We start from the raw sequence: 25,811 nt of genomic DNA, 5'->3' as shown, positions 1-25,811 counted from the left end.
GCGCCGAGACCCCCACCCGCCCTTCGCCCGTTCCCGGCGAGGCTGGATGTTCCAGCCTCGCCGCAGTTCGAGGCGCGGGGGCTGGGGGTGGACCCCCGGGCCTACCCCGGCCAGCGGGCCTACCCCGGCCAGCGGGCCACCCCGACCGGCTGGACCAGCCAGCCGAAGTCGCCGAGCCCGCCCCGGGCGGTGAGTTCCGCGGCCTCCCCCGCCCCCGACAGGGCCCGGACGTACGCCGCCGGATCGGTGGAGGCCAGGGCCAGCGGGGGCCGGGCCCCCGAGACGCCCAGGGCGGCCAGCGCGTCCCGCTGCGTCAAAAGGACAGCCCCCGGCCCCGCGCACGCGTCGAGCGCCACGTGCGCGGTGACGTCGCGGCTCCCGTCCGGCACGGGGGCCGTCTCCCGCCCGGCGCGGAATCCGGTCAGCGTGCCGAAGGGCGGCCGGGCGTCCCGGGTGTGGGCGTAGTCGACGGCGACCGCGAGCCCCCGCTCCACGGTCGCGACCGCCGCCGCCCAGGCCTCGTCGCGCGGCCGGCCGATCTCCGCCCGGCCCCCGCCCGCCTCCGCGTCCGGCCACCACCGCTCCAGCCAGGCCCGGTCCGGTCCGTCCAGGAGGCCGCCCGGGTGCTCCGTACCGTCCCGCGCGACCTCCACGTAGCGCCCGTCCTCCGTGAGGTCCAGCGGGACGTTGTCGAGCCATTCGTTGGCGAAGAGCAGCCCCCGGATTCCCCGGGGCGGCTCGCCCACCCACGTGATCCGCCCGTCGAGCCCCTCGGGCCGCCCCGCGCGCTCCACCCCGTACGGCCGCACCCGCGCGGCCGTCTCCGGCGGCAGCGCCGCCAGCACCCCGGCCAGCAGCTCCCCGCGTCCGGCCCCTACGTCGACCAGGTCCAGCTCCTCCGGACGACCGAGCTCCCCGTCCACCCAGAGGAGCAGCCGGGCCACGGCCCGCGCGTAGAGCGGCGAGGCGTGCACGGAGGTGCGGAAATGCCCTGCGGGGCCGGGCCCGCCGGGGCGTACGTAGAAGCCGTCGGGCCCGTACAGCGCCCGCTCCATCGCCGTCCGCCAGCGGACCGGCCCCTCCTGCTCCGTGCCTTCACCCTGAGTGCTCATCGCTGAAAGGTTATGGCCGCCTCCACCTCCGGTAGTACTCACCGGTCACGTGGATCGCCCCTCTGGTTGACTCCAGCACCCATCGGCCTTCCCTACTCTGGGTTACGTGCAGCGCCTCTACGATTTCCTCCGCAGACACCCGACGGGCGTCGACAGCTTCTGGGCTGTCCTCTTCTTCGGGTTCTCGATGGCCATCGTCGCCTCGGAGCACCAGGGCACCGGCTCCGCGCTGCTCGCCACCCCCTGCGTGGTCGCGCTGAGCACGGCCGTGGGACTGCGCCGCAAGCGGACCGTGCCGATGTTCTGGCTCACCGTCGCCACCGGCCTGTACCAGCTGGCCATCGGCGCGGAGGTGAGTTTCTACGACTTCGCGATGCTCGTCGTCCTCTTCACCGTCGCCGCCGCCGACGTGCCGCGCTGGGTCTCGCGCACCGCGCTCGGCTGGGGGCTGCTCGCTTCCCCGCTCTACTTCCTGCGCGTCGGGGTGGACAAGAACTCCTCCACCACGGACAGCGTGCTCTTCGTCGTGTTCATGATGATCCCGTTCGCCCTCGCCTGGGTGACGGGCGACTCCCTGCGCACCCGCCGGGCCTATTACGCCCAGCTCGTCGAGCGCAACCAGCGCCTGGAGCAGGAGCGCGCGGCCCAGGCCAAGGTGGCCGTCGCCGCCGAGCGGGCCCGGATCGCCCGCGAGCTGCACGACGTCGTCGCGCACAACGTCTCGGTGATGGTGGTCCAGGCCGACGGCGCCGCCTACGTGATGGACGCGGCCCCCGAGCAGGCCAAGGAGGCCCTGCAGACCATCTCCGGCACCGGGCGCCTGGCCCTCGCCGAGATGCGCCGACTGCTGGGCGTCCTGCGCACCGGCGAGCCGCAGGAGTCCGAGGACTACGTGCCGCAGCCCGACGTGGAGCAGATCGAGGTGCTCGTCGAGCAGGTGCGGGCGGCCGGGCTCACGGTGGACTTCGAGGTCGAGGGCGCCCCGCGCAAGCTGCCCAGCGGCGTGGAACTGACGGCGTACCGGATCGTCCAGGAGGCGCTGACGAACACGCGCAAGCACGGCGGCCCCGACGCGAAGGCCAGCGTGCGGCTCGTCTACTTCGACGACGGGCTCGGCCTGCTCGTCGAGGACGACGGCCGGGGCGCGGCCCACGAGCTGTACACGGACGGCGGCGCGGACGGCGCCGGACACGGGCTGATCGGCATGCGCGAACGCATCGGTATGGTCGGAGGCACCCTCGACGCGGGCCCCAGGCCCGGTGGCGGCTTCCGGATCAGCGCCCTGCTCCCCCTGAAGAAAAGGTGACCATGTCCTTCCCCACCGGCCCCTCCATCCGCGTGATGCTGGTCGACGACCAAGTACTGCTGCGCACCGGTTTCCGGATGGTGCTCGCCGCACAACCCGACATGGAGGTCGTCGCCGAGGCCGGCGACGGCCTGGAGGCGCTGGAGGTGCTGCGGGCCACCAAGGTGGACGTGGTGCTGATGGACGTCCGCATGCCCCGCCTCGACGGGGTCGAGGCGACGCGCCGCATCTGCGAGCCCGAGGAACACCCCAAGGTCATCATCCTGACCACCTTCGACCTCGACGAGTACGCCTTCTCGGGCCTGAAGGCGGGCGCGAGCGGGTTCATGCTCAAGGACGTCCCGCCGGGCGAGCTGCTGGCCGCGATCCGCTCGGTGCACAGCGGGGACGCGGTCGTCGCCCCGTCCACGACGCGCCGGCTGCTGGACCGGTTCGCGCCGATGCTTCCGTCGACTTCCGCGGAACCGCGGAACAAGGACGTCGAGCGGCTGACGGAGCGCGAGCGCGAAGTCATGCTGCTGGTCGCCCAGGGCCTGTCGAACGGCGAGATCGCCGCCCGCCTGGTCCTCTCGGAAGCCACGGTCAAGACCCACGTGGGCCGCATCCTGACCAAGCTGAACCTGCGCGACCGGGTCCAGGTCGTGGTCCTGGCGTACGAGACCGGCCTGGTCCGCGCGGGTGGCGGCGGGGCGGGCTAGCCGGGCCCGGTGGCTGCCGGATGGCCTGATCATGGAATGCTCCTCGCCGGGGCGGCGGGCATCAGGCCCCCGCCCAGGGGAGGAAATCACCATGAGATCCATCAAGCGGGCGGCTGCCGCCGCCGCGCTGGCACTGGCCGCCGTCTTCGCCTCGGGCGCGGCCGCACCGGCGGGTGCCACCGGGACCACGACCAACGAGACGTACACGGTGTGGCACTGGAACGTAGCCGGACACAAGATCAACAAGGGTTCGGCCACCACCGGGATGGTCGCCGCGGCCGTCGGCTCGATCAGGTCCCAGGACCCGAGCCCGGACTTCGTCTCCCTCAACGAGATCTGCTACTCGCAGTACAAGGCGATCCGCGACCAGCTGAACGACGGCCCCGACGCCTGGACCCAGGCGACGAACTACGCCCGCTTCTCCGCCACCCACCGGCCCGACCCGGCGGCCGCGCCCGGCACCGGCGTCTGCAAGGGCGAGGAGTTCGGCAACGCCCTGTTCAGCAAGGCGCAGCTGCACTCGTCGCAGAACTTCATCCTGCCCGCCGACTACACGCAGGCCGAGGTGGACAGCGGCGCCTACTACGAGGACCGCAGCATGCTCTGCGCGCAGCTCGAGGCCCAGCAGAACATGAAGTTCTGCACGACGCACATCACCACCGCGAACAGGCGCCTGCCCGATCCCGTCAACTCGGCGAAGATCAACACCCAGCAGCTCGGCGCCGTCCGGGACATCCTCAAGGGATTCACGGACAACGGTGAGTCCTACCTGGTGGCGGGCGACTTCAACGCCGAGCCCGACATGTCCCGCATGGGCTCCCTGATGACGACGCACACGGAGCTCGACAGCACCGATACCCGCTGCCTGAACTACGGCGAGTGGACCGCGATCGACAATCCGGCGATCAACGACCCCGACACCGGCCTGGCTCCGTGCGCCGCCAACGAGGGCAATCCGAAGATCGACATGGTCCTCGCCCGGACCGACAAGCTCGCCGACCCCGCCCAGGGATTCACCGCCGACTCCAAGTCGATCCCGACGACCTGCGCGCCCGGCGACGGTACGACGAACCAGCTGTGCTCCGACCATCGCGTCCTGATCGGCAACGCCACCATCAAGGTGGCCGCCCCCACCACGCTGCCCGGCACCGTCACGCTGCCCGCCGCCGGCTGACCGCTGACGGCTGACCGCGCGGCCCGCCCGGCCTCAGGTCATCCAGCGGTCCGGGCGGGCCGCGGCCCGGGAGGTGCGGGAGCGGGCCGCCTGGGCGTGCAGGAGTCCGTCGGACTCCGCCGCGCCGCGCAGGCGGGCCGTGACCGTACCGTTCGCGCCGGTGTCCACGTGCACGTCGGCCACGCCGCGGGCGCGCTCCCAGGGTCCCTGGGAGCGGCGCACGCTCTGCACCTTGGCGTGCGGGACGATCTCCGTACGCCGGCACAGGCGGCCGCGGCGGGCCGCGAACACGTCGGCGGAGACGGCCAGGCCGTACCCCTTCCACCACACCGGCACCACCCAGCGCGATCCGCTCCGGGGCGAGGGCTCGAAGACGAGACCGCCCAGGTCGACGCCGGGCAGCACCCGGGCGACGACGGCGTGGGCCGCGGCCCGGGTGGCCACCGGGACCAGGACGTTGTTCTTCGAGCCGGCCACCGCCAGCTCCACCCGGACCCAGCCGCGCCGGCGCCACAGCAGCGGCTCGACGATCCGTACGGTCTGCACGCGCCCCGGCGGCACCGTCTCGTGGGCCCGGTCGAGCAGCCCGTGGTCGAGCCGCAGCCCGTCCGGGGACTCGGCGACCCGCCAGTCGTACTCGGTGAGGAACCGGCCCGCGCTCCCCGCCCACATCGCGCCCAGCACCGGGAGCAGGGCGGCGATGGCCACCCACGGGCTGGAGCTGAACCACCACACCAGCAGGGAGCCGGCGATCCCGCCGGCGAGGATCGCCCAGGTGGTCAGGGTCAGCAGCAGGGACACCGCCAGATCGCGCGTCCCCAAGCGGAGCAGCTCCCGCTCGGGCGCCTCGCCCAGGAGCGGTGCCTCGGCCGGGGCGAAACCGGCCGCGCGGGCCAACAGCTCGGCGCGGAGCGAGAGGGCGTCCTTCTCCGAGAGGAAGGCCAGCTCGTCCTTGGCCTCGGTGCCGATGACGTCGAGCCCCAGCTTGGCGACACCGGCGAGGCGGGCCAGCAGGGGGCGGGTGACGTCGACCGCCTGGATCCGGTCGAGGCGGATGTGCGCCGTGCGGCGGAAGAGGAGCCCGCTGCGGATGCGCAGTTCGGTGTCGGTGACGGCGTAGTACGTGAACCACCAGCTGAGGAAGCCGTACAGGCCGAAGACGAGGAGCAGCGCGACCAGCGCGAGGAGCCGCAGCACGGTGGAGACGGACGTCACCCACTCGGTGACGTTCTCGCCCTGCTGGGCGAGGAGGCCGATGGTCGCCGCGATCGGCACCCAGGCACGGCGCAGCGGGGTGAGGACGTGCAGCCGCCGCTCCTGGGCGGGACCGGCCGCCGGCGCCGGGGACTCCGCCCCGACCGCGGACACGGCGGGCCCGGCTCCGGACACGGCGGGCCCCGTTCCGGCCGCGGCCGCGGACGCGGCCTCGGACGCGGCCTCGGATGCGGCCTCGGATGCGGCCTCGGATGCGGCCCCGGTCTCCGACCCGGCCCCGGCCGCCGCGGACCCAGCTCCGGCCGCAGCGGGCCCGGGGGCGGCCCCGGCCCCGGCCCCTGCTTCCACCGGCGGCGTCACAGGCCCGCCGACCTTGCCTCGCCGAGCTCCGTCAACCGGTCGCGCAGCCGTTCCGCCTCCTCGGGCGTGAGCCCGGGGATCCTGGCGTCGGTCGCCGCCGCCGCCGTGTGGAGCTGCACGGAGGCCAGTCCGAAGCGGCGCTCCAGCGGGCCCGAGGTCACCTCGACCAGCTGCATCCGCCCGTACGGGACCACGGTCTGCTCCCGCCACATCACGCCGCGGCTGATCAGCAGGTCGTCCGCGCGCTCCGCGTACCGCCAGGACCGCCAGTTCCGGCCGAGCATCACCCAGCCCCAGGCCAGTACCAGCAGCCAGAACCCGCCGACCGACGCCCACTGCGGTCCGACGGCCAGCCCCAGCACGACGGCCGTCACCACCGCGAAGAGGGACATCCACAGCACCAGCACCAGCCTGCGCAGAGTCAGCAGCCCGCCCGGCAGCCCCACCCACTCGGGCAGAACCGTCTCACCCTCTGTCCCCGTGTCCATCCCCCCAGCCTAGGGGCGCTTCCCGTCCCGCGGGCCGGGCTCGCGACGGCTGTCGGCCGCCGCTCCCCGATCCGCGATCCGGACCGAGCGACAGGTCACCCCCGCCGACTGAGACAATGCCGCCATGACGGAGACCACGGTCGGCATCGGCGGCGCGGCGGAGAGCACCGACATGGTGCTCAACATCGGCCCCCAGCACCCTTCCACGCACGGCGTGCTGCGCCTGCGCCTCGTCCTGGACGGCGAGCGGATCGTGAGCGCCGAGCCGGTGGTCGGCTACATGCACCGCGGCGCCGAGAAGCTCTTCGAGGCCCGCGACTACCGCCAGATCGTGATGCTCGCGAACCGCCACGACTGGCTGTCCGCGTTCTCCAACGAGCTGGGCGTCGTCATGGCCGTCGAGCGGATGCTCGGCATGGAGGTGCCCGAGCGGGCCGTGTGGATGCGCACCCTGCTCGCCGAGCTGAACCGGGTCCTGAACCACCTGATGTTCCTCGGCTCGTACCCCCTGGAGCTGGGCGGCATCACCCCGATCTTCCACGCGTTCCGCGAGCGCGAGGAACTGCAGGCCGTCATGGAGGAGATCTCCGGCGGCCGCATGCACTACATGTTCAACCGGGTCGGCGGCCTCAAGGAGGACCTCCCGGCCGGCTGGCTCGGCCGGGCCCGCGCCGCCATCGCCGACGTCAACACCCGCATGCACGTCTACGACGACCTGGTCCGCGGCAACGAGATCTTCCGCGCCCGCACCCGCGGCGTCGGCGTCCTGTCCGCCGAGGCCGTGCACGCGTACGGGGTCTCCGGCCCGATCGCCCGCGCCTCCGGCGTCGACTTCGACCTGCGCCGCGACGAGCCGTACCTGGCCTACGGCGAGCTCCAGGACGTCCTGAAGGTCGTCACCCGCACCGAGGGCGACTGCCTGGCCCGCTTCGAGGTGCTCCTGGAGCAGACCCACAACGCGCTGGACATCGCCGTCGCCTGTCTGGACCGGATGGCGGAGCTGGCTCCCGGCCCGATCAACCAGCGGCTGCCGAAGGTGCTGAAGGCGCCGGAGGGCGAGACGTACGCGTGGACCGAGAACCCCCTGGGCATCAACGGCTACTACCTGGTCTCCAAGGGAGAGAAGACCCCGTACCGGCTCAAGCTGCGCTCGGCCTCCTACAACAACATCCAGGCGCTGGCGGTGCTGCTCCCCGGGCAGCTCGTCGCGGACATGGTCTCGATCCTCGGCTCGCTGTTCTTCGTCGTCGGCGACATCGACAAGTGACCGGCCTAGGCTGCCCGCATGACCTCCGGCACATCAGCACGCCCGTACCCCGGCATATACGCCGCCTACCTGCGGCGGCTCGGCATCGAGGAGCCCGGTGCGCCGTCCGTGGAGGGGCTGTTCGCCCTCCAGCGGGCGCACCTGGAGCGCGTCCCGTACGAGAACGTCGACATCCAGCTGGGCCGCGCCCCCGGCATCGACCCCGAGCTGTCGGCACGCCGCTTCGCCGCCGGACGCGGAGGCTACTGCTTCCACCTCAACGGGGCCTTCGCGGCGCTCCTCGGCCACCTCGGCTACGACGTCACCCGCCATGTGGGCGGCGTGTACAAGGAATCCCAGTCCGAGGCCGCCGCACGCGGCGTGAGCGGCGACCACCTGGCCCTCACCGTGCGCGTGCCGCGGGCCGGGACCTCCGGCTCCACCGACTTCTACGTGGACGCCGGGCTCGGCGACGGCCCGTACGAGCCGCTGCCGCTGCGCGAAGGCTCCTACCGCCAGGGAGCCTTCGCCTACTCCCTGGAGCGGCTGCCCGGCACCGGCTGGCTCTACCGCCACCCGGGCAGCTCCGCCCCGCTCGTCAACTTCCGCACGGAACCCGCCGGGACGACCGCGGCGGCCGGCTTCGAGGCCGAACACGTCCGGCTGTCCACCTCCGAGGACTCCGGTTTCGTACGGACCTTCGCGGCCCTGCGGCGCGACGCCGACGGCATCGACGCCCTGCGGGGGCGGGTACTGAGCCGGATCGACCCGGTGAAGGGGACCACGGAGCGCGTGCTCGACGGCCCCGGGGAGTTCTACGCCGCGCTGGAGGGCGTCTTCGGCCGCGAGCTCGACGACCTGACCCCGACCGACCGCACGGCCCTGTGGACCCGGGTGAGCCGGGCCCACGAGAGCTGGGCGGCCACCCGGGAGGACTGACCCCGGACCGCCCGGCGGTACGGCCGGGGCCGACGGCCGGGGGGCCAATGTCACCGGGGCAGGGCAGACTTGGGGGATGTCCCTCTCACCCCGCCGGGCCTGCCCCTCCTGCGGCCGCGACTGCGCCGTCACCGCCGGGCGGATCGCCCGCCACGACCCGCCCGCCGGGCGGGTCCGCGGGGACCTCGTCTCCTGCCCCGGATCCCGCGCCCGCGTGACCCTGGGCGCCGCCGCCGCCACGCTGGACGGCTTCACCCTGTCCCCGCTGCCGGGCCAACTCCAGCTGTTTTAAGTCCTGTCGGGGCGGGCGGAGTTCGCCGCGCTAGGAGATCGCGGTACGGAGCTCGACCACGTCGATCGGCTCGGTCTCGTCGTGGGCGGTGAGATCGATGACCTGGCCCACGGCGCGGTGCTCGGCGGTGGGCGGCGCCTCGACGGTGCCGACCAGGGCCCTCGGCTCCGGCCCGCCCTGAGCGGACTCCGCCTCGTGGACGGCTAGGGCCTCGGCGCCGACGACATCGGCGAGGTCCTCGTTCTGGACGGACTCGATGACCGCGCGGGCCTGCGCCGCGTTCTTCGTACCGAAGAAGTCGAAGCCGCCCTCGACGCGCGAGGCGGGCCTGTGGTGGGCGGCGTACGGGTTCACCGCGGCCGCGAGCCGGCGCGCGGGGACGGCGGCCGCCGGGCCCACGGGCACCGGGCCGGTGAGCGCGGGGCGGGCGTGCGACTCCAGCTCGGCGGGCTGCGCCGGGACGGCGGGCGCGGCGGAGCCGACGGGCGCCGCGGGGAGGGCTGAGGCCGCGGGGAGGGCCGGCGCCGCCGGGAGGGCGGAGGCCGCCGAGGGCGCCGCGGGGAGGGCGGGGGCGCCCGTCCGGGCCTTCGGGGCGGACGCGGCCGCCTCTCCGGCCTTGGCCGTCTTGTCCGCCAGCGCCGCCAGCGCGGCGTGGGCGCGGGCGAAGCCCACCGAGGTGGCCGCTCCGGCGCTGGTGCGCTCCTCGGAGACCGCGGGAAGTTCCTTCGCACCCGACTCGGCGGAAGCGGCCCGGGCCGCCGGGACCGCGGCCTCGATGGCCAGCAGCCGGCGTCCCTCCAGGGCGCTCGCCCGCTCGGTCTCGGCGGTGGCGTACCGGCGCAGCAGCGACGCGTGCTCCCCGCGCAGGCCCGCGAGTTCGACCCGCTTGGCGCGCAGTTTGGCGTCGAGCTTGCCGCGCAGCACCCGGGCCTCTTCGAGGTCGGATTCGAGCTCGGCTATCCGCTCCTCCGTCCGCCACTCGTCCTTGACCCGCTCGCGCGCGAGCTCGGTGACCCGGCGGCCGGCCGCCAGGTCCCACGAGCGCATGACGACGGCGCCGGCCAGGCCGGCGGCCGCGGTGAGCGCCACGAGCAGGCGCAGCGCCATCGGTTCGGCGAGCAGCCAGGCGGCGCCGGCGCCGGCGACGGACACACCGGCGACGGCCGTCGGCGTGAGCAGCCGGTGAAGGGGTTCGGGATTGCGGTGGCGTCCACGGGGCATGGCCAGAAATTTACAGGGCGTGGACAGGGTGTGGGGTAGCCGCCCGGGAATCTGTTCCCGAGCGGTTACCGCACTTGGCGCCCGAAAGGCGCAACTCCTACTTCTTCAGAAGTCCCTTGGACTCCAGGTAGGCCTTCGCGACATCCGCCGGCTTGGCCCGCTCGGCGTCGACCTTGCGGTTCAGCTCGACCAGGTCGGCCGTGGTGAGCGCCTTGGTGATCTTGTCGAGGGCGGCCGCGATCTCGGGGGCTCCGGCGTCCTTGGCGTTGACCACCGGGAGCACGTTGTCGGCGTTCTGGAGCTTCTTGTCGTCGTCCAGCAGGACCAGGCCGAAGCTGTCGAGGGTGGCGTCCGTGGTGGTGGTGAGGACGAGCTGGTCCGCACCGTCCTTCACCGCCTGCTTGGCCTGCGGGGTCCCGACGCCCTTGGGGTCAATACCGGAAACGTCGATTCCGTATGCCGTCTTCAATCCGGGCGCGCAGAAGGGCCGCACCGCGCATTCGTCACCCGCCGCGATCTTCACCTTCAGACCGGACTTGCCTAGATCGGAAAGGGTCTTGAGATTGTTCTTCGCGGCGAATTCCCTGCTCACCGCGAAGGCGTTCTGGTCGACCGCCGAACCGGCGGGCAGCGCCTTCAGCCCCAGCGGGGCCGCCAGCTTCTCCAGGGCCGCCACGGTCGCCGTCACATCGCTCGACGCGACCGGCTTCTCGGTCGGCGCCTTGGAGCCGTTCACCTTGGCGTTGAGGAACTCCGCGAGGGTCGCCGCGTACTCCGGGACGACGTCGATCTCGCCCTTCTCCAGCGAGGGTTCGTACAGCTCGCGGTTGTTGACCGTGGTGATCGAGGTGCTGTAGCCGGCGTCCGCCAGGATCTGCGCGTACAGCTCGGCCAGCACGTTGGACTCGGTGAATCCGGCGGCGCCGATCACCAGCTTGCCGCCCTTGCCGCCCTCGGACGACCCGGAGGCTGCCGCGGAGGAGCCCCCGTCCTTGGTCTTCTCCAGGCTGTCGCCGCCGCACGCGGCGAGCGATGCGGTCAGGGCGACGGCACCCAGGGCCGCGCCGAGGGCGCGCGTGGACTTGCTCATCTCAATCTCCTTCGAGGGTGGGGAAACGTGTCGGTGCCCCGCTCGGCGGGCAGCCTCGCTCAGCGCGTGGCCGCGCCCGGCAGCAGCCGGTCGGCCACCACCAGCGCGCCCTCCACGAGCAGCGCCAGCGCCGCGACCAGCAGGGCTCCCGCGACGACCTGCGGGGTGTTGTACGTGTTGAAGCCGGCGGTGATGATCCGGCCGAGCCCGCCCTGGCCGACCATGGCGGCGATGGTGGCCGTCGCGATGACCTGGACGGCTCCCGAGCGCAGGCCCGTCATCACCAGTCCGCGCGCGAGGGGCAGTTCCACCCGCCAGAACAGCTGGCGGCCGGACATGCCCATGCCCCGCGCGGCCTCCACCACCGAGCGGTCGACCTCGCGCATGCCGACGTAGGCGTTGGTCAGGAGCGGCGGGATCGCGAAGAGCACCAGCGCGGCGATGGTGGGCACGTACCCGGCGCCCCGCAGCGGGGAGACCATGAACAGCGCCAGCACCGCGAAGACCGGGACGGCCCGCCCGATGTTGGAGACGTTGACGGCGAGGCCGCCGCCCTTGCCGAGGTGGCCGAGCCACAGTCCGACCGGCAGGGCCACCGCACAGGCCAGCACCAGGGCGATCCCGCTGACGTACGCGTGCTCGCCGAGCCGGTGCCAGACCCCGCTCTCCCCGGACCAGTTGGCTCCGTCGGCCAGCCAGTCCCCGGCCTGTCCCAGCACTCCCATCAGACGGCTCCCGCGCTGACGTCGGCTCCGCGGGTGGCGCGACCGGCACGCGTCGCGCGGGTCGCCCGGGTCGCACGGGTCCAGGGGGTCAGCAGCCGCTGGAGGCCGAGCAGAGCCAGGTCCGCGACGAGCGCGAGGAGCACGCACAGCACGGCGGCGGTGAGCACCTGGGCCTTGAAGGAGCTGTTCACGGCCGGCGCGATGAGGTTGCCGAGGCCGCCCTTGCCCACGATGGAGCCCACGGTGGTGAGCGCGACGGTGGAGACGGTCGCGATCCGTACGCCGGCCAGCAGGGCGGGCAGCGCCAGCGGCAGTTCGACGTGCCACAGCAGCCGGCCCGGGCCGTACCCCATCCCGCGCGCGGCTTCCCGTACCTCCTCGGGCACCGCTTCGAGACCGGCCAGCACGTTGCGCACGAGGATGGTCAGCGAATACAGCACCAGGCCCGTCACCACCAGCGCCGCCGAGAGCCCGAAGACCGGCAGCAGCAGCGAGAACATGGCGAGCGAGGGAACCGTGTAGAGCAGGGTGGTGAGGCCCAGCACGGGGGCCGCCCAGTGGCGGCCGCGGCGGGCCAGCAGGGCGAGCGGGACGGACACGGCGATGCCGATCAGCACCGACACGCCCGTGATCCACACGTGTTCGAGGGTGGCGTCGGTGAGCTCTTGGGAGCGGGACGTGACGTACTCCCAGCAGACCCAGTCGTTCGCCACCAGGCAGCTCTGCCCGGCCATCACCCCTCGCCCCCCGTCACCGACCGTCGTAGGAGCGACCATAACCCCCGGCACCCACAATGGCCGGAATCCTTCGCACGCGGGCAACACGCCCTTCACAAACGGACCCCGCAGGTAGGGAAAGATGGCCGGGTGATCCGATTCGAGCACGTGACCAAGCGCTACCCCGACGGGACCACGGCCGTCGCGGACCTGTCCTTCGAGGTCGCCGAGGGCGAACTGGTCACCCTGGTGGGCCCGTCCGGCTGCGGCAAGACGACCACCATGAAGATGGTCAACCGGCTCATCGAGCCGACCTCCGGCCGGATCCTGCTGAACGGCGAGGAGATCGCCGCCGCCGACCCGGTAGAACTGCGCCGCCGCATCGGCTACGTCATCCAGCAGGTCGGGCTGTTCCCGCACAAGACGGTGCTGGAGAACACGGCCACCGTGCCGCAGCTCATCGGCACCCCGAAGGCCAAGGCCCGCGCGCGGGCCGCGGAACTCCTCGACCTGGTCGGGCTGGACCCGGCCGTCTACGGGGGCCGCTACCCGGAGCAGCTCTCCGGCGGCCAGCGCCAGCGCGTCGGCGTGGCCCGGGCGCTCGCCGCGGACCCGCCGGTGCTCCTGATGGACGAGCCGTTCGGCGCGGTGGACCCGGTGGTGCGCGAGCGGCTGCAGAACGAGTTCCTGACGCTCCAGCAGACCGTGCGCAAAACGATCCTGCTGGTCACGCACGACCTGGAGGAGGCGGTCCGGCTCGGGGACCGCATCGCGGTCTACGGAGCGGGCACCATCGAGCAGTTCGCCCGCCCCGCGCAGGTGCTGGGCGCCCCCGCGACCGATTACGTGGCCGGCTTCGTCGGCACCGACCGCGGGCTGAAGCGGCTCGCGGTCACCGCGGTGGCGCGGGCCGACCTGTCCGACCTGGCCGACCCGGCCGACCCGGCCGCCGCGGACGGAAAGGCCCCCACCGCCGCTGTGGCGCTGGGGGCCAGTCTGCGCGAGGCGCTCGCGCTGCTGCTCCAGGAGGACTCGGGCCGGATCGGGGTCACGGACCCCGACTCCGGCGCGCTGATCGGCGTACTCACCCCGGAAGGGGTGCACCGGGCCCTGCGCCGGGCCCAGCTCCAGGACGCCTGAGCGAGGAAGCCCGAGCGAAGGAAGCCCGAGCGAGGAGGGCCCGAGCGAGGAGGGCCCGGGTCTCGGGCCCGGCCCCTCTTACGCCTGGATCCTGCCGCTCATCCACGCCAGCATCGGCGGGATCTCGCGGCGCCACGTGTTGAAGTTGTGGCCGCCGCTGTCGAGGATGATCGAGGAGACCCGGTCCGGGCCCTTGACCAGCTTGATGAACTTCTTCGTGTCGGCGAGGTTCGGCTCGCCCTTCTCGCTGCTGGTGACCAGGAACGACGTCCCGGACGGCTGCTTCGCCTTCACCGACTCCAGCACGTTCGCGCGCACCTTCAGCTGCGCGTCCCCGTGGAAGAGGTCACCGGTCGTCGGGTCGTCCGCGGCCTCGTAGTACGCGGACAGCCCCGCGGCGGCGCCGAAGGTCTGCGGGTAGTGCGCGGTGATCTTCAGGGCGCAGTAACCGCCCGTGGAGTTGCCGATGAAGCCCATGTTCTCGGGCTTCTTGCCGACCCGGAAGGTGTTCTGGACCGCCTGCGGAAGGTCCTGGCCGTAGAAGGTCTCGGTCTGCGGGCCACCGGGTATGTCCACGCACTCGGTGTCGCGCGCACCGGGGGTCGGACGGAGCATGACCAGGATCATCGGCTTCATCTTGCCCAACTTGACCTGCTTGTAGGCCGTCATCGGGTAGTCCAGCCCCTTGACCAGGTTCTCCGCCATGCCCGGGTAGCCCGTGAGGACGATGGAGGCCGGGAAGTTCTGGTCCTTGTGCTGCGGCTGGAAGTACTCCGGCGGCAGCCACACGTAGCCCTGGGTCGTTATCTTCGACTTCTGGCCGGTTATGGCCACTTTCAGGATCTGCCCGCCGACCTGCGGCTTGGCGCCGCCGGGCACGTCCAGCTCCTGCTTGTCGACGACCTTGATGTCGGCGCTGCTCATCGAATGGTCGACGACCTTGCCGATCGAGGTCTCCTGGCCGAAGAGGTCGGCCCAGGACCCGTAGAAGAGGAACGACTTGTTCGCGCCGAGGCCGATCGCCGCGAACAGCGCCAGCTGTGTCGCCAGCAGGAGGCCGATCCGGCCGAGGACCGAGCGCCAGGAGCGGCCCGAGAGCTTCGGCCAGAACCACACCGTGGCCGCGAACAGCAGCGCACCGGCAAGGATGGCCAGCGCCAGAACCGTATTACTGGTGAGACCCATGAGCAGTCAGTCGACTTTCTATGGCAGGACTAGTTTTTTCTCGACGGAAGAGTGAACCCGCTCCCCCTCGATGTCGTCCTAGTGGACGCACCACCCAACGGAGGCTCCAGCGGCCTTCGGCCACATGATCTCTCGCGGAGCAACGGGAAGCGATGTCTAGCAGGATAGATGGCGATAAGTCGGGACAGGTTCCGAAGCCGCTCAGCCGAATCCTCCGAGGACCACGACCGGAGTCCGTCCCGGGGGTCGTGGGCACCGCCGTCACGGTCGTCGGCCTGCTGGACATCGCCGCGGGAGTCTTCCCGCGGTTCCGGCACAGCCGCATCCACGCGGTCACCGAAGTGCTGCCCGGCTCCTTCGGCCCCTTCGCGGCCGCCCTGGCCCTCAGCGCCGGCGTCCTGCTGCTGCTGCTCGCCCACGGGCTCAAGCGCCGCAAGCGCCGCGCCTGGCGGGCCGCCGTGGTGCTGCTGCCGGCCGGCGCCGTCGCGCAGTTCACGTACCGCCACTCGATCCTCGGCGTGGTCATCGCGGCGGTGCTCCTGGCGCTGCTGCTGCGCCACCAGAGCGAGTTCAAGGCGCTGCCCGACCCGCGCAGCCGGTGGAAGGCGCTCGCCAACTTCGTGCTGATGAGCGCGGGCTCCATCGGCCTCGGTCTGGTCATCGTCAACTCGCACCCCGGCCGCGTCGTAGGCAATCCGGGTGTTTATGAGCAGATCAGCCACGTCGTCTACGGGCTCTTCGGTTTCGAGGGCCCCGTCGACTACGCCGGCCGGGTGTCCTGGACCGTCGGCTACTCGCTGGGCGCCCTCGGCATGCTCACCGCCGTCACCACCATCTACCTGGCCTTCCGCCCCGAGCACCCGGCCGCCCGGCTCACCGCCGACGACGAGCTCAAGCTCCGCGAGCTGCTCGCCCGGCACGGCGGCCGCGACTCGCTCGGCCACTTCGCGCTGCGCCGCGACAAGGCCGTCGTCTTCTCCCCCAGCGGCAAGGCCGCCGTCACCTACCGCGTCGTCTCCGGCGTGATGCTCGCCTCCGGCGACCCGGTCGGAGACGTCGAGGCCTGGCCCGGCGCCATCGAACGGTTCATGGAAGAGGCCAAGACCCACTCCTGGACCCCCGCCGTCATGGGCTGCAGCGAGACCGGCGGCGAGGTCTGGACCCGCGAGACCGGGCTCGACGCCCTGGAGCTCGGGGACGAGGCGATCGTCGACGTCAAAGACTTCTCCCTCTCCGGGCGGGCCATGCGCAACGTCCGGCAGATGGTGAAGCGCATCGAGCGCAACGGCTACACCACCAAGGTCCGCCGGGTCAGCGAGCTGACCGAGACCGAGCTCGAACAGGTGCGCGGCGCCGCCGAGGCCTGGCGCGGCACCGACACCGAACGCGGCTTCTCCATGGCGCTCGGCCGCGTCGGCGACCCCGGCGACGGCGACTGCTACATCGCCACCGCGCACCGCGTCGAAGAGGGCGACACCTCCCCCTTCGGCGACCTCAAGGCCGTCCTGCACTTCGTCCCGTGGGGCAAGGACGGCATGTCGCTGGAGCTGATGCGCCGCGACCGCGCCGCCGACCCCGGCATGAACGAACTCCTGATCGTCGCCTCCCTGGAGGCCTCCCCGGCCCTCGGCATCGAGAAGGTCTCCCTGAACTTCGCGATGTTCCGCTCGGCCCTGGCCCGCGGCGAGAAGATCGGCGCCGGCCCGGTCCTGCGGATGTGGCGCAGCCTGCTGGTGTTCCTCTCGCGCTGGTTCCAGATCGAGTCGCTGTACAAGTTCAACGCGAAGTTCCGCCCCCGCTGGGAGCCCCGCTTCGTGGTCTTCCGCACCACCCGGGACCTGCCCCGCATCGGCTTCGCCGCGATGCAGGCCGAGGGGTTCGTCACGCTGGCCCTGCCCCGGCTGTTCGCCGGCCGCCGGCGCCCCAAGCCGGTCCGCACCTGCGCCCACCACCGGGTGCCGGCCGTCCCCGCCCAGGCGGAGCGCGAGGTCCAGGCCGCCTGAGCCGCCGTTCCCGTACGCCCGGGCCCGTACACCGGCCCCGTACACCGGCCCCGGAAGGGGCCCTGGACTCCGTCCAGGGCCCCTTCCGGCCCAGCCCATACCCTGGAGTCATGAACAACGAGCGCGGGGCCGCCGACAGGGGCCGGGTCACAGGGCTGCCGGAATGGGACCGCTGCGGGGTCATGGGCGTCGTCAACGTCACCCCCGACTCCTTCTCCGACGGCGGCCGCTGGTTCGACACCACCGCGGCCGTCAAGCGCGGCCTCGACCTCGTCGCCCAGGGCGCCGACCTCGTGGACGTCGGCGGCGAGTCCACCCGCCCCGGCGCCTCCCGCGTCGACGAGGAGGAGGAGCTGCGCCGGGTCGTCCCCGTCGTCCGCGGCCTCGCCTCCGAAGGGGTCGTCGTCTCGGTCGACACGATGCGCGCCTCCGTCGCCGCCCGGGCCGTGGCCGCCGGCGCCACCCTGGTCAACGACGTCAGCGGCGGCCTCGCCGACCCCGGGATGATCCCGGCCGTCGCCGCCGCCGAAGTGCCCTTCGTCGTCATGCACTGGCGCGGCTTCAGCGACGGCATGAACAGCCTCGCCGTCTACGAGGACGTCCTCGCCGAGGTCACCGCCGAGCTCCGCACCCGCATCGACGCCGTCGTCACCGGCGGCATCGCCCCCGAACGGCTCCTGGTCGACCCCGGCCTGGGCTTCGCCAAGAACGCCGAACACGACCTGTCCCTGGTCGCCCACCTCTCCGAGCTGCGCGCACTGGGCTTCCCCCTGCTGGTGGCCGCGTCGAGGAAGCGTTTCCTCGGCCGGGTGCTGGCCGGCGCCGACGACGCCTCCCCGCCGCCCGCCCGCGAACGCGACGCCGCCACCGCCGCCGTGTCCGCCCTCGCCGCCGCGCAGGGCGCCTGGGCCGTACGGGTCCACGAGGTACGGGCGAGCGCCGACGCGGTTCGGGTGGCCCGCGCCGTGGAAGGGGCACTGCGTACGACCCGTAGCAACGAGGAAGGGGCACGGTGAGCCGTACCGACATCGAATCCGTCGAAGAGGTCAACACGGCCTTCTACGAGGCCATGGAGCGGGGGGACTTCGACACGCTGTCGGCGCTCTGGCTCGAAGACGAGATCTCCTGCGTGCACCCGGGCTGGCCGGTGCTGTCGGGACGCGGCGAAGTGCTGCGCTCCTACGCGCTGATCATGTCGCACACCGAGTACATCCAGTTCTTCCTCACCGACACCAAGGTCACCGTCATAGGCGACACCGCCCTGGTGACCTGCACCGAGAACATCCTCAGCGGCGGCCCCGCCGAGGACGGCGGTGAACTGGGCCCGCTCGTGGGTCAGCTCGTCGTCGCCACGAATGTGTTCCGACGCACACCGGAGGGCTGGCGGCTCTGGTCGCACCACGGTTCTCCCGTCCTCACGGACTCCGACGAGGACGAGGAGGAGGAGCCCTCCTGACCCCCTCCGTCGGGCCCGGAGGTATTTCGCAGGTAAATTCGAAGGTGGACGACGCCGACCGCACTCGGCTCCGGCCATGGATCCGGGGAGTCCCGGACCGGAAGCACCTACGAAAAGCAGGAGTGATTCGCGTGGATCGTGTCGCGCTGCGCGGCCTCAAGGCTCGCGGGCACCATGGCGTCTTCCCCCGGGAACGCGAGGAAGGCCAGACCTTCATCGTCGACCTCGTGCTCCACCTCGACACCCGTCCCGCGGCGGCGGGCGACGACCTGGCTAAGACCGTGCACTACGGGGTAGTCGCGGAAGAAGTCGTCGACGTGGTCCAGGGTGAGCCCGTGGACCTGATCGAGACGCTCGCCGAGCGGATCGCCCAGCAGTGCCTCAAGCACGAGGCGGTCGCCCAGGTGGAGGTCGTCGTCCACAAACCGGACGCGCCGATCACCGTCCCCTTCGACGACGTGACCATCACGATCACCCGGAGCCGCGCGTGAACAACGGAATGAACGCCCAGAGCGACCCCACCGTCCAGCCGGTACCCGCCTCCGTGGTCGAGGCCGTGGACGCGGCGGACGTCACCCTGTCCAACCCCAAGTGGGCCGTCGTCGCGCTCGGCGCGAACCTGGGCAACCGCCTGGAGACCCTCCAGGGCGCCATCGACGCCCTCGGCGACACCCCGGGCCTGCGGGTCAAGGCGGTCTCCCCGGTGTACGAGACGGAGCCGTGGGGCGTGGACCCGGGCTCGCAGCCCTCGTACCTCAACGCCGTCATCTCGGTGAAGACCACCCTGCCCCCCAGCTCCCTGCTGGAGCGCGGCCACGCCATCGAAGAAGCCTTCGACCGCGTCCGCGAGGAGCGCTGGGGACCCCGGACGATCGACGTCGACGTCATCGCCTACGCCGACGTGGTCTCCGCCGACCCCGTCCTCACCCTCCCGCACCCGCGCGCCCACCAGCGCGCCTTCGTGCTGGCCCCCTGGAACGACATCGACCCCGAAGCGCAGATCGCGGGCCACGGGCCCGTCGCCGCGCTCCTGTCCGCCCTCGGCCACGAGGGGCTCACCCAGCGCACGGACCTGGAACTGCGCCTCCCCGAGTGAGCCGCGCCCGCGGGGCGGGGCCGTCGAACACTTAGGATCACGGGATACGCACGCACGGAGAGCGGGCGCGGCGGGAATGGCGGGAGAAGCGCACGTGAAGCAACTGAGGCCGGCGGTCCTGGCGGGCATTTTCGCGATCGCCGCGGTGCTGTCCTGGGCCGGAGCCCGGCTGTGGAACGCCTACGGCTCGCTCCCGGGCGTCCCGGTGGCCGCGCCCATCGTGCTCGGAGCCATCGCGGTGGTCCTGCTGGCGACGGCCCTGTCGCTGCGCTCCCGCCTGAAGGCCCAGCGCGACCGGGTGCCCGGCGCCAAGGGCGTGGAGCCCCTGATGGCGGCCCGCGCGGTGGTCTTCGGCCAGGCGAGCGCCCTGGTGGCGGCCCTGGTCGCGGGCGCCTACGGCGGCGTCGGCGTCTTCCTGCTCACCTCCGCCATGGACGTCCCCGCCCGCCGCGACCAGACCTGGTACGCCGGCTTCTCGGTCCTGGCGGGCGCGGCGGTCGTAGCGGCGGCCCTCTTCCTGGAACACGTCCTCAAACTCCCGGACGACGAGGACCCCACCCCGGAGGCCCGAGCCCGGGCCTGAGCCGTCACCCGGGAGCGCGCACGAGGTGCCCGCTCACCAGGAACCCCGGGTGAGGGTCCAGGCGGTAGCTGTAGAGCGTGAAGGGCTTCGCTCCGGTGGCCGTGCGCAGCCTGACCTCCCGTACCCGAGCCGTCGTCGCCTCCTGCAGCAGGAGGGGATGCTCTTCGCGATGAAACGTTCCGCGCTGCCTCCAGGCATCGGAGATGTACACACGCGACGCTCGCCCCGGAACGCCACTCGGTGTGAACCTGGCCCCAATGATCTCCGCCATCTCGCGCAGGAAGGGAACGTTGGCGCTCACTACGATCCGGCACCCCCAGGCGCCACTGCTCCGGTACCCGTCGCCGTCGACGTAGCCGTCCAGGAAGCCGTTGAAGGTCACGTCGTCCCGCAGCACGACGCGGGGGAAGCCCTGTCGCATGTGGTGAGCGTCGCCGCCCACATATTGCCTCAGCAAGTCGGCGAGGTACGAAGAGACGACGCGTACCCGGAAGCCCGGAAGGTCCCGCTGAAGGTAGCCGGAGGGCCGGGTGACCGGCTCCAGCCGGGCTGTGAGGCCGGTGGCCGCCGCCAGGCACGCCGCGTACCGGCTGGCAAAGCCCTCGTCGTTGACAATGAGGGACACATAGTTCGTGCCGACGGTCCCATCGGAACAGGTAGCACCAACCAAGTAGCCGAACTCATAACCGGACCGGATCTCGAGACGCTGGCGACACAGGTTGCGCGCCGGGCTCCAGAGAACGGCGCTGCCTGCAGCCTCAGACGCAGGCAGCCACCCTGCAGCGGTGCCCAGGAGCTGGTCCGGAGCGACGCAAAAAGTCTGCTGGTCCGTAACCACGTCAACGACCGCGCGAGCTTTGACGGCCGTCACCGACGTGACGACCGTCTGCACCGTCCGTGCCCCGACCAGGGTCCAGAGCCGGTCGCCCACGCTGACGGTTCTCGCCTGAGCCTGTCCCTCCACCCCACTGACCATCTGCTTGCTCGGCAGCCCGCCCATACCGCCCCCCGATCAAGTGAAATCACCTGATCGACGACGTTATCGGGCGGGTCTGACAACCCGGCTAACGAGCGATGATCAGGCTCATCGCCTCGTTGCGGGTCGCGGGGTCGCGGAGCTGGCCGCGCACGGCCGAGGTGATGGTCTTCGCGCCGGGCTTGCGGACGCCGCGCATGGTCATGCACATGTGCTCGCACTCGATGACCACGATGACCCCGCGCGGTTCCAGGATCTCCATCAGCGAGTCCGCGATCTGCGTGGTCAGCCGCTCCTGCACCTGGGGGCGACGCGCGAACACGTCCACCAGCCGGGCCAGCTTCGACAGGCCGGTGATCTTGCCGTCCACGGACGGAATGTACCCAACATGGGCAACTCCGACAAACGGCACCAAATGATGCTCACAGGAAGACATGACCTCGATGTCCTTCACCAGGACCATCTCGTCGTGGCCGAGGTCGAACGTCGTGGTCAGCACCTCTTCGGGCTTCTGCCACAGACCCCCGAATATCTCCCGGTACGCCCGTGCCACCCGCGCCGGCGTCTCGAGAAGCCCCTCGCGGTCCGGGTCCTCGCCGACCGCGATCAGGAGCTCGCGGACCGCCGCCTCGGCGCGCTTCTCGTCGAACTCGCCGATCGTGCCCTCGCCACCGGTCAGGGTCACTGGGTCGGTCATCTCTGCCTCGTTCCTGTCTGCGCGATCACCGGCACGTGAAAGTGCCGCGCCCCCCAGGCTAGAACCTGGGGGGCGCGGCTTCCATTCCGGGAGGTACTAGGCCTCCGGGCGCTCCTCCGGGGAGGGCTCCGGGGCCTTGTCCACGGATACGGCCGGGGCGGCCGAGGCCGCCGACGTGCCGTTCGCCGCGTTCGTCAGCTGGAGCTCCTTGGGAGAGAGCACCGGCGGACGGGTGGACGGCGTGCGGTGCGAGGAGCCGGTCCACGCCGGACGTGCCGGACGCTTCACGATCGTCGAGAAGACCTCGGCGATCTGCTCCTTGTTGAGCGTCTCCTTCTCCAGGAGGGCGAGGACCAGGTTGTCGAGAACGTCGCGGTTCTCGACCAGGATCTCCCAGGCCTCGTTGTGCGCGGTCTCGATGAGCTTCTTGACCTCTTCGTCGACCAGCGCGGCAACCTCCTCCGAGTAGTCCCTCGGGTGCGACATCTCGCGGCCCAGGAACGGCTCGGTGTTGTCCCCGCCGAACTTGATCGCGCCGAGGCGCTCGGTCATGCCGTACTGGGTGACCATCGCGCGGGCCGTTGCCGTGGCCTTCTCGATGTCGTTCGCGGCGCCCGTGGTCGGGTCGTGGAAGACCAGTTCCTCGGCCGCGCGCCCGCCCAGCATGTACGCGAGCTGGTCGAGCATCTCGTTGCGCGTGGTCGAGTACCTGTCCTCGTCGGGCAGGACCATGGTGTAGCCCAGGGCCCGGCCGCGGGACAGGATCGTGATCTTGTGGACCGGGTCGGAGTTCGGGGAAGCCGCCGCGACCAGGGCGTGTCCGCCCTCGTGGTACGCGGTGATCTTCTTTTCCCGGTCCGACATGATCCGGGTCCGCTTCTGCGGACCCGCCACGACGCGGTCGATCGCCTCGTCCAGCGCGTGGTTGTCGATCAGCTTCTGGTCCGAGCGGGCCGTGAGCAGCGCGGCCTCGTTCAGGACGTTGGCGAGATCGGCACCCGTGAAGCCGGGCGTGCGGCGGGCGACGGCGCCCAGGTCCACGTCCGGTGCGGTCGGCTTGCCCTTCTGGTGGACCTTGAGGATCTCCAGACGGCCCTGCATGTCCGGACGGTCGACCGCGATCTGGCGGTCGAATCGGCCGGGGCGCAGGAGGGCCGGGTCGAGGATGTCCGGACGGTTCGTGGCGGCGATCAGGATGACCCCGCCCTTCACGTCGAAGCCGTCCATCTCGACCAGGAGCTGGTTGAGGGTCTGCTCGCGCTCGTCGTGACCGCCGCCCAGACCTGCACCGCGGTGCCGGCCGACGGCGTCGATCTCGTCGACGAAGACGATCGCCGGGGCGTTGGCCTTGGCCTGTTCGAACAGGTCGCGGACACGCGAGGCACCGACACCGACGAACATCTCGACGAAGTCGGAACCGGAGATCGAGTAGAAGGGAACACCGGCCTCGCCCGCGACGGCACGCGCGAGCAGGGTCTTACCGGTGCCGGGCGGGCCGTAGAGCAGCACGCCCTTGGGGATCTTGGCGCCGACGGCCTGGAACTTCGCCGGCTCCTGCAGGAACTCCTTGATCTCGTGGAGTTCCTCGACTGCCTCGTCCGAACCCGCGACATCGGCGAACGTCGTCTTCGGGGTGTCCTTGGTGATGAGCTTGGCCTTGGACTTCCCGAACTGCATGACCCGGGAACCACCGCCCTGCATCTGGTTCATCAGGAACAGGAAGACGACGACGATGAGGACGAACGGCAGCAGCGAGAGCAGCACGCTCAGGAACGGGCTGGTCTTGTCCGGCGTGACGGAGTATCCGTCGGGGATCTGACCGGCTTCGTACTTGGTCTGGAGGCTCTGGGCGAGCTGTACGCCCTGGTCCCCGATGTAGTTGGCCTGGAACTTGGTGCCGTCGTTGTCGCCGAGCTTCTGGTCCTTCTTCAGCTCGATCTTGATCATCTGGCTGTCACCGGTGGTGAGCTTGGCGCTGTCCACCTGGCCACTGTTGATCGCCTTGATGACCTCGCTGGTCTCCACCGACTTGTAGCCGCCGCCGGAGCCGACGACGTTCATCAACACGACCACGGCGAGGACGGCCAGCACGATCCACATAACCGGCCCACGGAAGTATCGCTTCACGTCCATCCATACGGGGCGCTAGGCACCCCGTCCCTCCTGCCCGTAGGTAAATGCTGCTGTGAGTAAAGACTGTTCTTCGGAATGTACCCCTGCATTGTCACCCGCGGCCTCATGGGACGGCTGACAGACCCGCCTTTCCATGCTCCAACGGCGGGAATCGCTCCAGGGTTCCCCTGTCGGGCTCTGGGATCAGCCGCCGTAGACGTGGGGAGCGAGGGTGCCGACGAACGGCAGGTTGCGGTACTTCTCGGCGTAGTCGAGGCCGTAGCCGACGACGAACTCGTTCGGGATGTCGAAGCCGACCCACTTCACGTCGATGGCGACCTTGGCGGCGTCGGGCTTGCGCAGCAGCGTGACGACCTCCAGGGAGGCCGGCTGGCGGGAGCCGAGGTTCGACAGCAGCCAGGACAGGGTCAGGCCCGAGTCGATGATGTCCTCGACGATCAGGACGTGCTTGTCCTTGATGTCGGTGTCCAGGTCCTTGAGGATCCGCACCACGCCCGAGGACTGGGTTCCGGCGCCGTACGAGGACACCGCCATCCAGTCCATCGTGAGCGGGGTGGACAAGGCACGCGCCAGGTCCGCCATCACCATCACCGCGCCCTTGAGGACGCCGACGATGAGCAGGTCCTTGCCCGCGTACTCCGCGTCGATCTTCGCGGCCAGCTCGGCCAGCTTCGCGTCGATCTCTTCCTTGGTGATGAGCACCGACTGGAGGTCGCTGCCCATGTCCTTCTCGTCCACCCGCATCACTTTCGTTGTCGGCCGGGGCTCCGGGGGGTGACCCCGGAGGTCTCAGCCGTGTTTCAGCACCAATCAGCCCTGCCGGATGACCAGTCTGCCACCCTGCCGCTGGGCCTCGACCCGGCCGGGCAGGTTGATGGCTCCCTGACCGCGCCATCCGGTGATGAGCCGGTCGACTTCCTCGATGTGGCGGGCGAAGAGGGAGCCTGCGGGGGAACCGGCGGCGACGACCGCCCGGCGCAGTACGCGGCGGCGGACCGCGGGGGGCAGCGCGTACAGCTTGGCGCACTCCAGGCGGCCGTCCTCGTCGCGCACGCCGTTCTCGGCCTCGGCGGCCCAGGCGTCCAGGGCGTCGGCGTCGTCGCGGGAGAGCTGGGCGGTGCGGGCGAGCGCCTCCACGACTCCCTTGCCGAGCGCCTTCTCCAGGGCGGGCAGGCCCTCGTGGCGCAGCCGGGAGCGGGTGTAGGCGGGGTCGATGTTGTGCGGGTCGTCCCAGACGGCGAGGGACTGGACCATGCAGGCCTTGCGGGCGGTCTGCCGGTCGACCTGGAGGAAGGGCCGGCGGTACCGGTGGCTGCGGTTGCGGGTGCCGGGGTCGCCGGGGCCTCCGGAGACCTCGGCCATACCGGAGAGCGAGCGGATGCCGGAGCCGCGGGCGAGGCCCAGCAGGACGGTTTCGGCTTGGTCGTCGCGGGTGTGGCCGAGCAGCACGGCGACGGCGCCCAGCCGGTCGGCGGCCTCGTCCAGGGCCGCGTAGCGGGCGTCGCGGGCGGCGGCCTCGGGGCCTCCGTCACGGCCTACGCGCACGGCGACGGACTCGACGGGGTCGAGGCACAGCGCGGTCATGCGGGCGACGACCTCGGCGGCGCGCAGCGCGGAGCCGTCCTGGAGGCCGTGGTCGACGGTGATGCCGCCGGCCCGGATTCCGAGTTTGGGGGCCTCGAAGGCGAGGGCGGAGGCGAGCGCCATGGAGTCCGCGCCGCCGGAGCAGGCGACGAGGACGAGCGGGGCGGTGTCGGGGAGGGGGTCGTGGGGGGCGGCACCGGCCGAGGACCCGACGGTGCGGCCGGGGCGGCCGACCCGGGGTGCGGGGGTGGTGGCGGGTCGGTCGGTGAGGTCGGTGAGGACGTCGTGGAGTACGCGGCGGACCGCCAGGCGTATCGCCGCGACCGCAGGATGGGGACCCATGTCCGGTGCCCTTCGGTGGAGTTCGGATGCCTCG

The 25,811-nt window shown here is 71.7% G+C and carries 26 protein-coding genes; 13 read left to right on the top strand and 13 right to left on the bottom strand.

What is annotated here, in order from left to right; translation table 11 throughout:
- Positions 1 to 119: 119 nt before the first annotated feature.
- Positions 120 to 1,112, bottom strand: coding sequence for an SAM-dependent methyltransferase (locus AC6CKD_RS26220; RefSeq protein WP_498330425.1), 993 nt, complete (start codon positions 1,110 to 1,112; stop codon positions 120 to 122).
- Positions 1,113 to 1,218: 106 nt separating this feature from the next.
- Here AC6CKD_RS26220 and AC6CKD_RS26215 point away from each other — a divergent pair, with 106 nt between their 5' ends.
- From AC6CKD_RS26215 to AC6CKD_RS26205, 3 genes are all read left to right on the top strand, one after another.
- Positions 1,219 to 2,418 carry a sensor histidine kinase gene (locus tag AC6CKD_RS26215; protein ID WP_498330423.1) on the top strand — a complete coding sequence of 400 codons (1,200 nt, stop codon included), beginning with the start codon at positions 1,219 to 1,221 and terminating at the stop codon, positions 2,416 to 2,418.
- A gap of 2 nt (positions 2,419 to 2,420) precedes the next feature.
- A complete protein-coding gene (locus tag AC6CKD_RS26210; protein ID WP_498330422.1) occupies positions 2,421 to 3,116 on the top strand; it encodes a response regulator in 696 nt (231 codons plus the stop codon).
- Positions 3,117 to 3,207: 91 nt separating this feature from the next.
- Positions 3,208 to 4,290 (top strand): endonuclease/exonuclease/phosphatase family protein, encoded by a 1,083-nt coding sequence (locus tag AC6CKD_RS26205; RefSeq protein ID WP_498330420.1) that lies wholly within the window; start codon positions 3,208 to 3,210, stop codon positions 4,288 to 4,290.
- Between the two features lie 33 nt (positions 4,291 to 4,323).
- Here AC6CKD_RS26205 and AC6CKD_RS26200 read toward each other — a convergent pair whose 3' ends face one another.
- Both AC6CKD_RS26200 and AC6CKD_RS26195 read right to left on the bottom strand, forming a co-directional pair.
- The gene (locus tag AC6CKD_RS26200; protein WP_498330418.1) at positions 4,324 to 5,658 is read right to left on the bottom strand and encodes a PH domain-containing protein; all 1,335 of its coding nucleotides are present in this window, start codon (positions 5,656 to 5,658) and stop codon (positions 4,324 to 4,326) included.
- 203 nt (positions 5,659 to 5,861) lie between these two features.
- Positions 5,862 to 6,353 carry a PH domain-containing protein gene (locus AC6CKD_RS26195; RefSeq protein ID WP_498330416.1) on the bottom strand — a complete coding sequence of 164 codons (492 nt, stop codon included), beginning with the start codon at positions 6,351 to 6,353 and terminating at the stop codon, positions 5,862 to 5,864.
- A gap of 124 nt (positions 6,354 to 6,477) precedes the next feature.
- Here AC6CKD_RS26195 and AC6CKD_RS26190 point away from each other — a divergent pair, with 124 nt between their 5' ends.
- The 3 genes from AC6CKD_RS26190 (at position 6,478) to AC6CKD_RS26180 (ending at position 8,830) form a co-directional block, all read left to right on the top strand.
- A complete protein-coding gene (locus AC6CKD_RS26190; RefSeq protein WP_250754463.1) occupies positions 6,478 to 7,620 on the top strand; it encodes an NADH-quinone oxidoreductase subunit D in 1,143 nt (380 codons plus the stop codon).
- A gap of 18 nt (positions 7,621 to 7,638) precedes the next feature.
- On the top strand, positions 7,639 to 8,538 hold the full coding sequence (locus tag AC6CKD_RS26185; protein ID WP_498330414.1) for an arylamine N-acetyltransferase family protein: 900 nt from the start codon (positions 7,639 to 7,641) through the stop codon (positions 8,536 to 8,538).
- Between the two features lie 76 nt (positions 8,539 to 8,614).
- Positions 8,615 to 8,830: a hypothetical protein gene (locus tag AC6CKD_RS26180; protein ID WP_498330412.1), complete on the top strand. Its 216-nt coding sequence runs from the start codon at positions 8,615 to 8,617 to the stop codon at positions 8,828 to 8,830.
- A gap of 30 nt (positions 8,831 to 8,860) precedes the next feature.
- Here the strand turns inward: AC6CKD_RS26180 and AC6CKD_RS26175 are convergent, their stop codons facing one another.
- The 4 genes from AC6CKD_RS26175 to AC6CKD_RS26160 form a co-directional block, all read right to left on the bottom strand.
- Entirely contained in the window at positions 8,861 to 10,051 is a 1,191-nt protein-coding gene (locus tag AC6CKD_RS26175) for a hypothetical protein (RefSeq protein ID WP_498330410.1), read from the bottom strand.
- A gap of 97 nt (positions 10,052 to 10,148) precedes the next feature.
- Entirely contained in the window at positions 10,149 to 11,141 is a 993-nt protein-coding gene (locus tag AC6CKD_RS26170) for an ABC transporter substrate-binding protein (RefSeq protein ID WP_498330408.1), read from the bottom strand.
- A 59-nt stretch (positions 11,142 to 11,200) separates the two neighbouring features.
- Positions 11,201 to 11,866: an ABC transporter permease gene (locus AC6CKD_RS26165; protein ID WP_498330407.1), complete on the bottom strand. Its 666-nt coding sequence runs from the start codon at positions 11,864 to 11,866 to the stop codon at positions 11,201 to 11,203.
- A complete protein-coding gene (locus AC6CKD_RS26160; RefSeq protein WP_498330405.1) occupies positions 11,866 to 12,600 on the bottom strand; it encodes an ABC transporter permease in 735 nt (244 codons plus the stop codon). The genes AC6CKD_RS26165 and AC6CKD_RS26160 overlap by 1 nt, the downstream gene beginning before the upstream one ends.
- Before the next feature lie 132 nt (positions 12,601 to 12,732).
- Here AC6CKD_RS26160 and AC6CKD_RS26155 point away from each other — a divergent pair, with 132 nt between their 5' ends.
- Positions 12,733 to 13,722, top strand: a complete 990-nt coding sequence (locus AC6CKD_RS26155) for an ABC transporter ATP-binding protein (RefSeq protein WP_498330404.1) — start codon at positions 12,733 to 12,735, stop codon at positions 13,720 to 13,722.
- Between the two features lie 78 nt (positions 13,723 to 13,800).
- Here the strand turns inward: AC6CKD_RS26155 and AC6CKD_RS26150 are convergent, their stop codons facing one another.
- A complete protein-coding gene (locus AC6CKD_RS26150; protein ID WP_498330402.1) occupies positions 13,801 to 14,907 on the bottom strand; it encodes an alpha/beta hydrolase in 1,107 nt (368 codons plus the stop codon).
- Between the two features lie 152 nt (positions 14,908 to 15,059).
- On the opposite strand from AC6CKD_RS26150, the gene AC6CKD_RS26145 reads away from it, so the two are divergent.
- The 6 genes from AC6CKD_RS26145 (at position 15,060) to AC6CKD_RS26120 (ending at position 20,045) form a co-directional block, all read left to right on the top strand.
- Positions 15,060 to 16,910 carry a phosphatidylglycerol lysyltransferase domain-containing protein gene (locus tag AC6CKD_RS26145; protein WP_498330400.1) on the top strand — a complete coding sequence of 617 codons (1,851 nt, stop codon included), beginning with the start codon at positions 15,060 to 15,062 and terminating at the stop codon, positions 16,908 to 16,910.
- A gap of 110 nt (positions 16,911 to 17,020) precedes the next feature.
- Positions 17,021 to 17,926, top strand: coding sequence for a dihydropteroate synthase (folP, locus tag AC6CKD_RS26140; RefSeq protein ID WP_498330398.1), 906 nt, complete (start codon positions 17,021 to 17,023; stop codon positions 17,924 to 17,926).
- Positions 17,923 to 18,366 carry a nuclear transport factor 2 family protein gene (locus tag AC6CKD_RS26135; protein ID WP_498330396.1) on the top strand — a complete coding sequence of 148 codons (444 nt, stop codon included), beginning with the start codon at positions 17,923 to 17,925 and terminating at the stop codon, positions 18,364 to 18,366. The genes folP and AC6CKD_RS26135 overlap by 4 nt, the downstream gene beginning before the upstream one ends.
- 131 nt (positions 18,367 to 18,497) lie before the next feature.
- Positions 18,498 to 18,857 carry a dihydroneopterin aldolase gene (folB, locus tag AC6CKD_RS26130; protein WP_030010912.1) on the top strand — a complete coding sequence of 120 codons (360 nt, stop codon included), beginning with the start codon at positions 18,498 to 18,500 and terminating at the stop codon, positions 18,855 to 18,857.
- Between the two features lie 8 nt (positions 18,858 to 18,865).
- Entirely contained in the window at positions 18,866 to 19,462 is a 597-nt protein-coding gene (folK, locus tag AC6CKD_RS26125) for a 2-amino-4-hydroxy-6-hydroxymethyldihydropteridine diphosphokinase (protein ID WP_498330505.1), read from the top strand.
- A gap of 94 nt (positions 19,463 to 19,556) precedes the next feature.
- Positions 19,557 to 20,045 (top strand): DUF3180 domain-containing protein, encoded by a 489-nt coding sequence (locus AC6CKD_RS26120; RefSeq protein ID WP_498330393.1) that lies wholly within the window; start codon positions 19,557 to 19,559, stop codon positions 20,043 to 20,045.
- A 4-nt stretch (positions 20,046 to 20,049) separates the two neighbouring features.
- Here the strand turns inward: AC6CKD_RS26120 and AC6CKD_RS26115 are convergent, their stop codons facing one another.
- The 5 genes from AC6CKD_RS26115 to tilS all read right to left on the bottom strand — a co-directional run bounded on the left by AC6CKD_RS26115 (position 20,050) and on the right by tilS (position 25,777).
- Complete coding sequence (locus AC6CKD_RS26115) at positions 20,050 to 21,045, bottom strand: hypothetical protein (protein ID WP_498330391.1); 996 nt, start codon at positions 21,043 to 21,045, stop codon at positions 20,050 to 20,052.
- Between the two features lie 64 nt (positions 21,046 to 21,109).
- A complete protein-coding gene (gene folE, locus AC6CKD_RS26110) occupies positions 21,110 to 21,718 on the bottom strand; it encodes a GTP cyclohydrolase I FolE (protein ID WP_403713815.1) in 609 nt (202 codons plus the stop codon).
- A gap of 96 nt (positions 21,719 to 21,814) precedes the next feature.
- A complete protein-coding gene (gene ftsH, locus AC6CKD_RS26105) occupies positions 21,815 to 23,851 on the bottom strand; it encodes an ATP-dependent zinc metalloprotease FtsH (protein WP_498330388.1) in 2,037 nt (678 codons plus the stop codon).
- A gap of 183 nt (positions 23,852 to 24,034) precedes the next feature.
- On the bottom strand, positions 24,035 to 24,595 hold the full coding sequence (gene hpt / locus AC6CKD_RS26100) for a hypoxanthine phosphoribosyltransferase (RefSeq protein ID WP_030158549.1): 561 nt from the start codon (positions 24,593 to 24,595) through the stop codon (positions 24,035 to 24,037).
- 66 nt (positions 24,596 to 24,661) lie between these two features.
- Positions 24,662 to 25,777, bottom strand: a complete 1,116-nt coding sequence (gene tilS / locus AC6CKD_RS26095; protein WP_498330387.1) for a tRNA lysidine(34) synthetase TilS — start codon at positions 25,775 to 25,777, stop codon at positions 24,662 to 24,664.
- Between the last annotated feature and the right edge of the window lie 34 nt (positions 25,778 to 25,811).

The sequence above is a fragment of the Streptomyces sp. GQ60 genome (genome assembly GCF_059758875.1).
The sequence above is the reverse complement of the archived record's forward strand: the minus strand, read 5'-3'. Positions and strand labels throughout refer to the sequence as shown.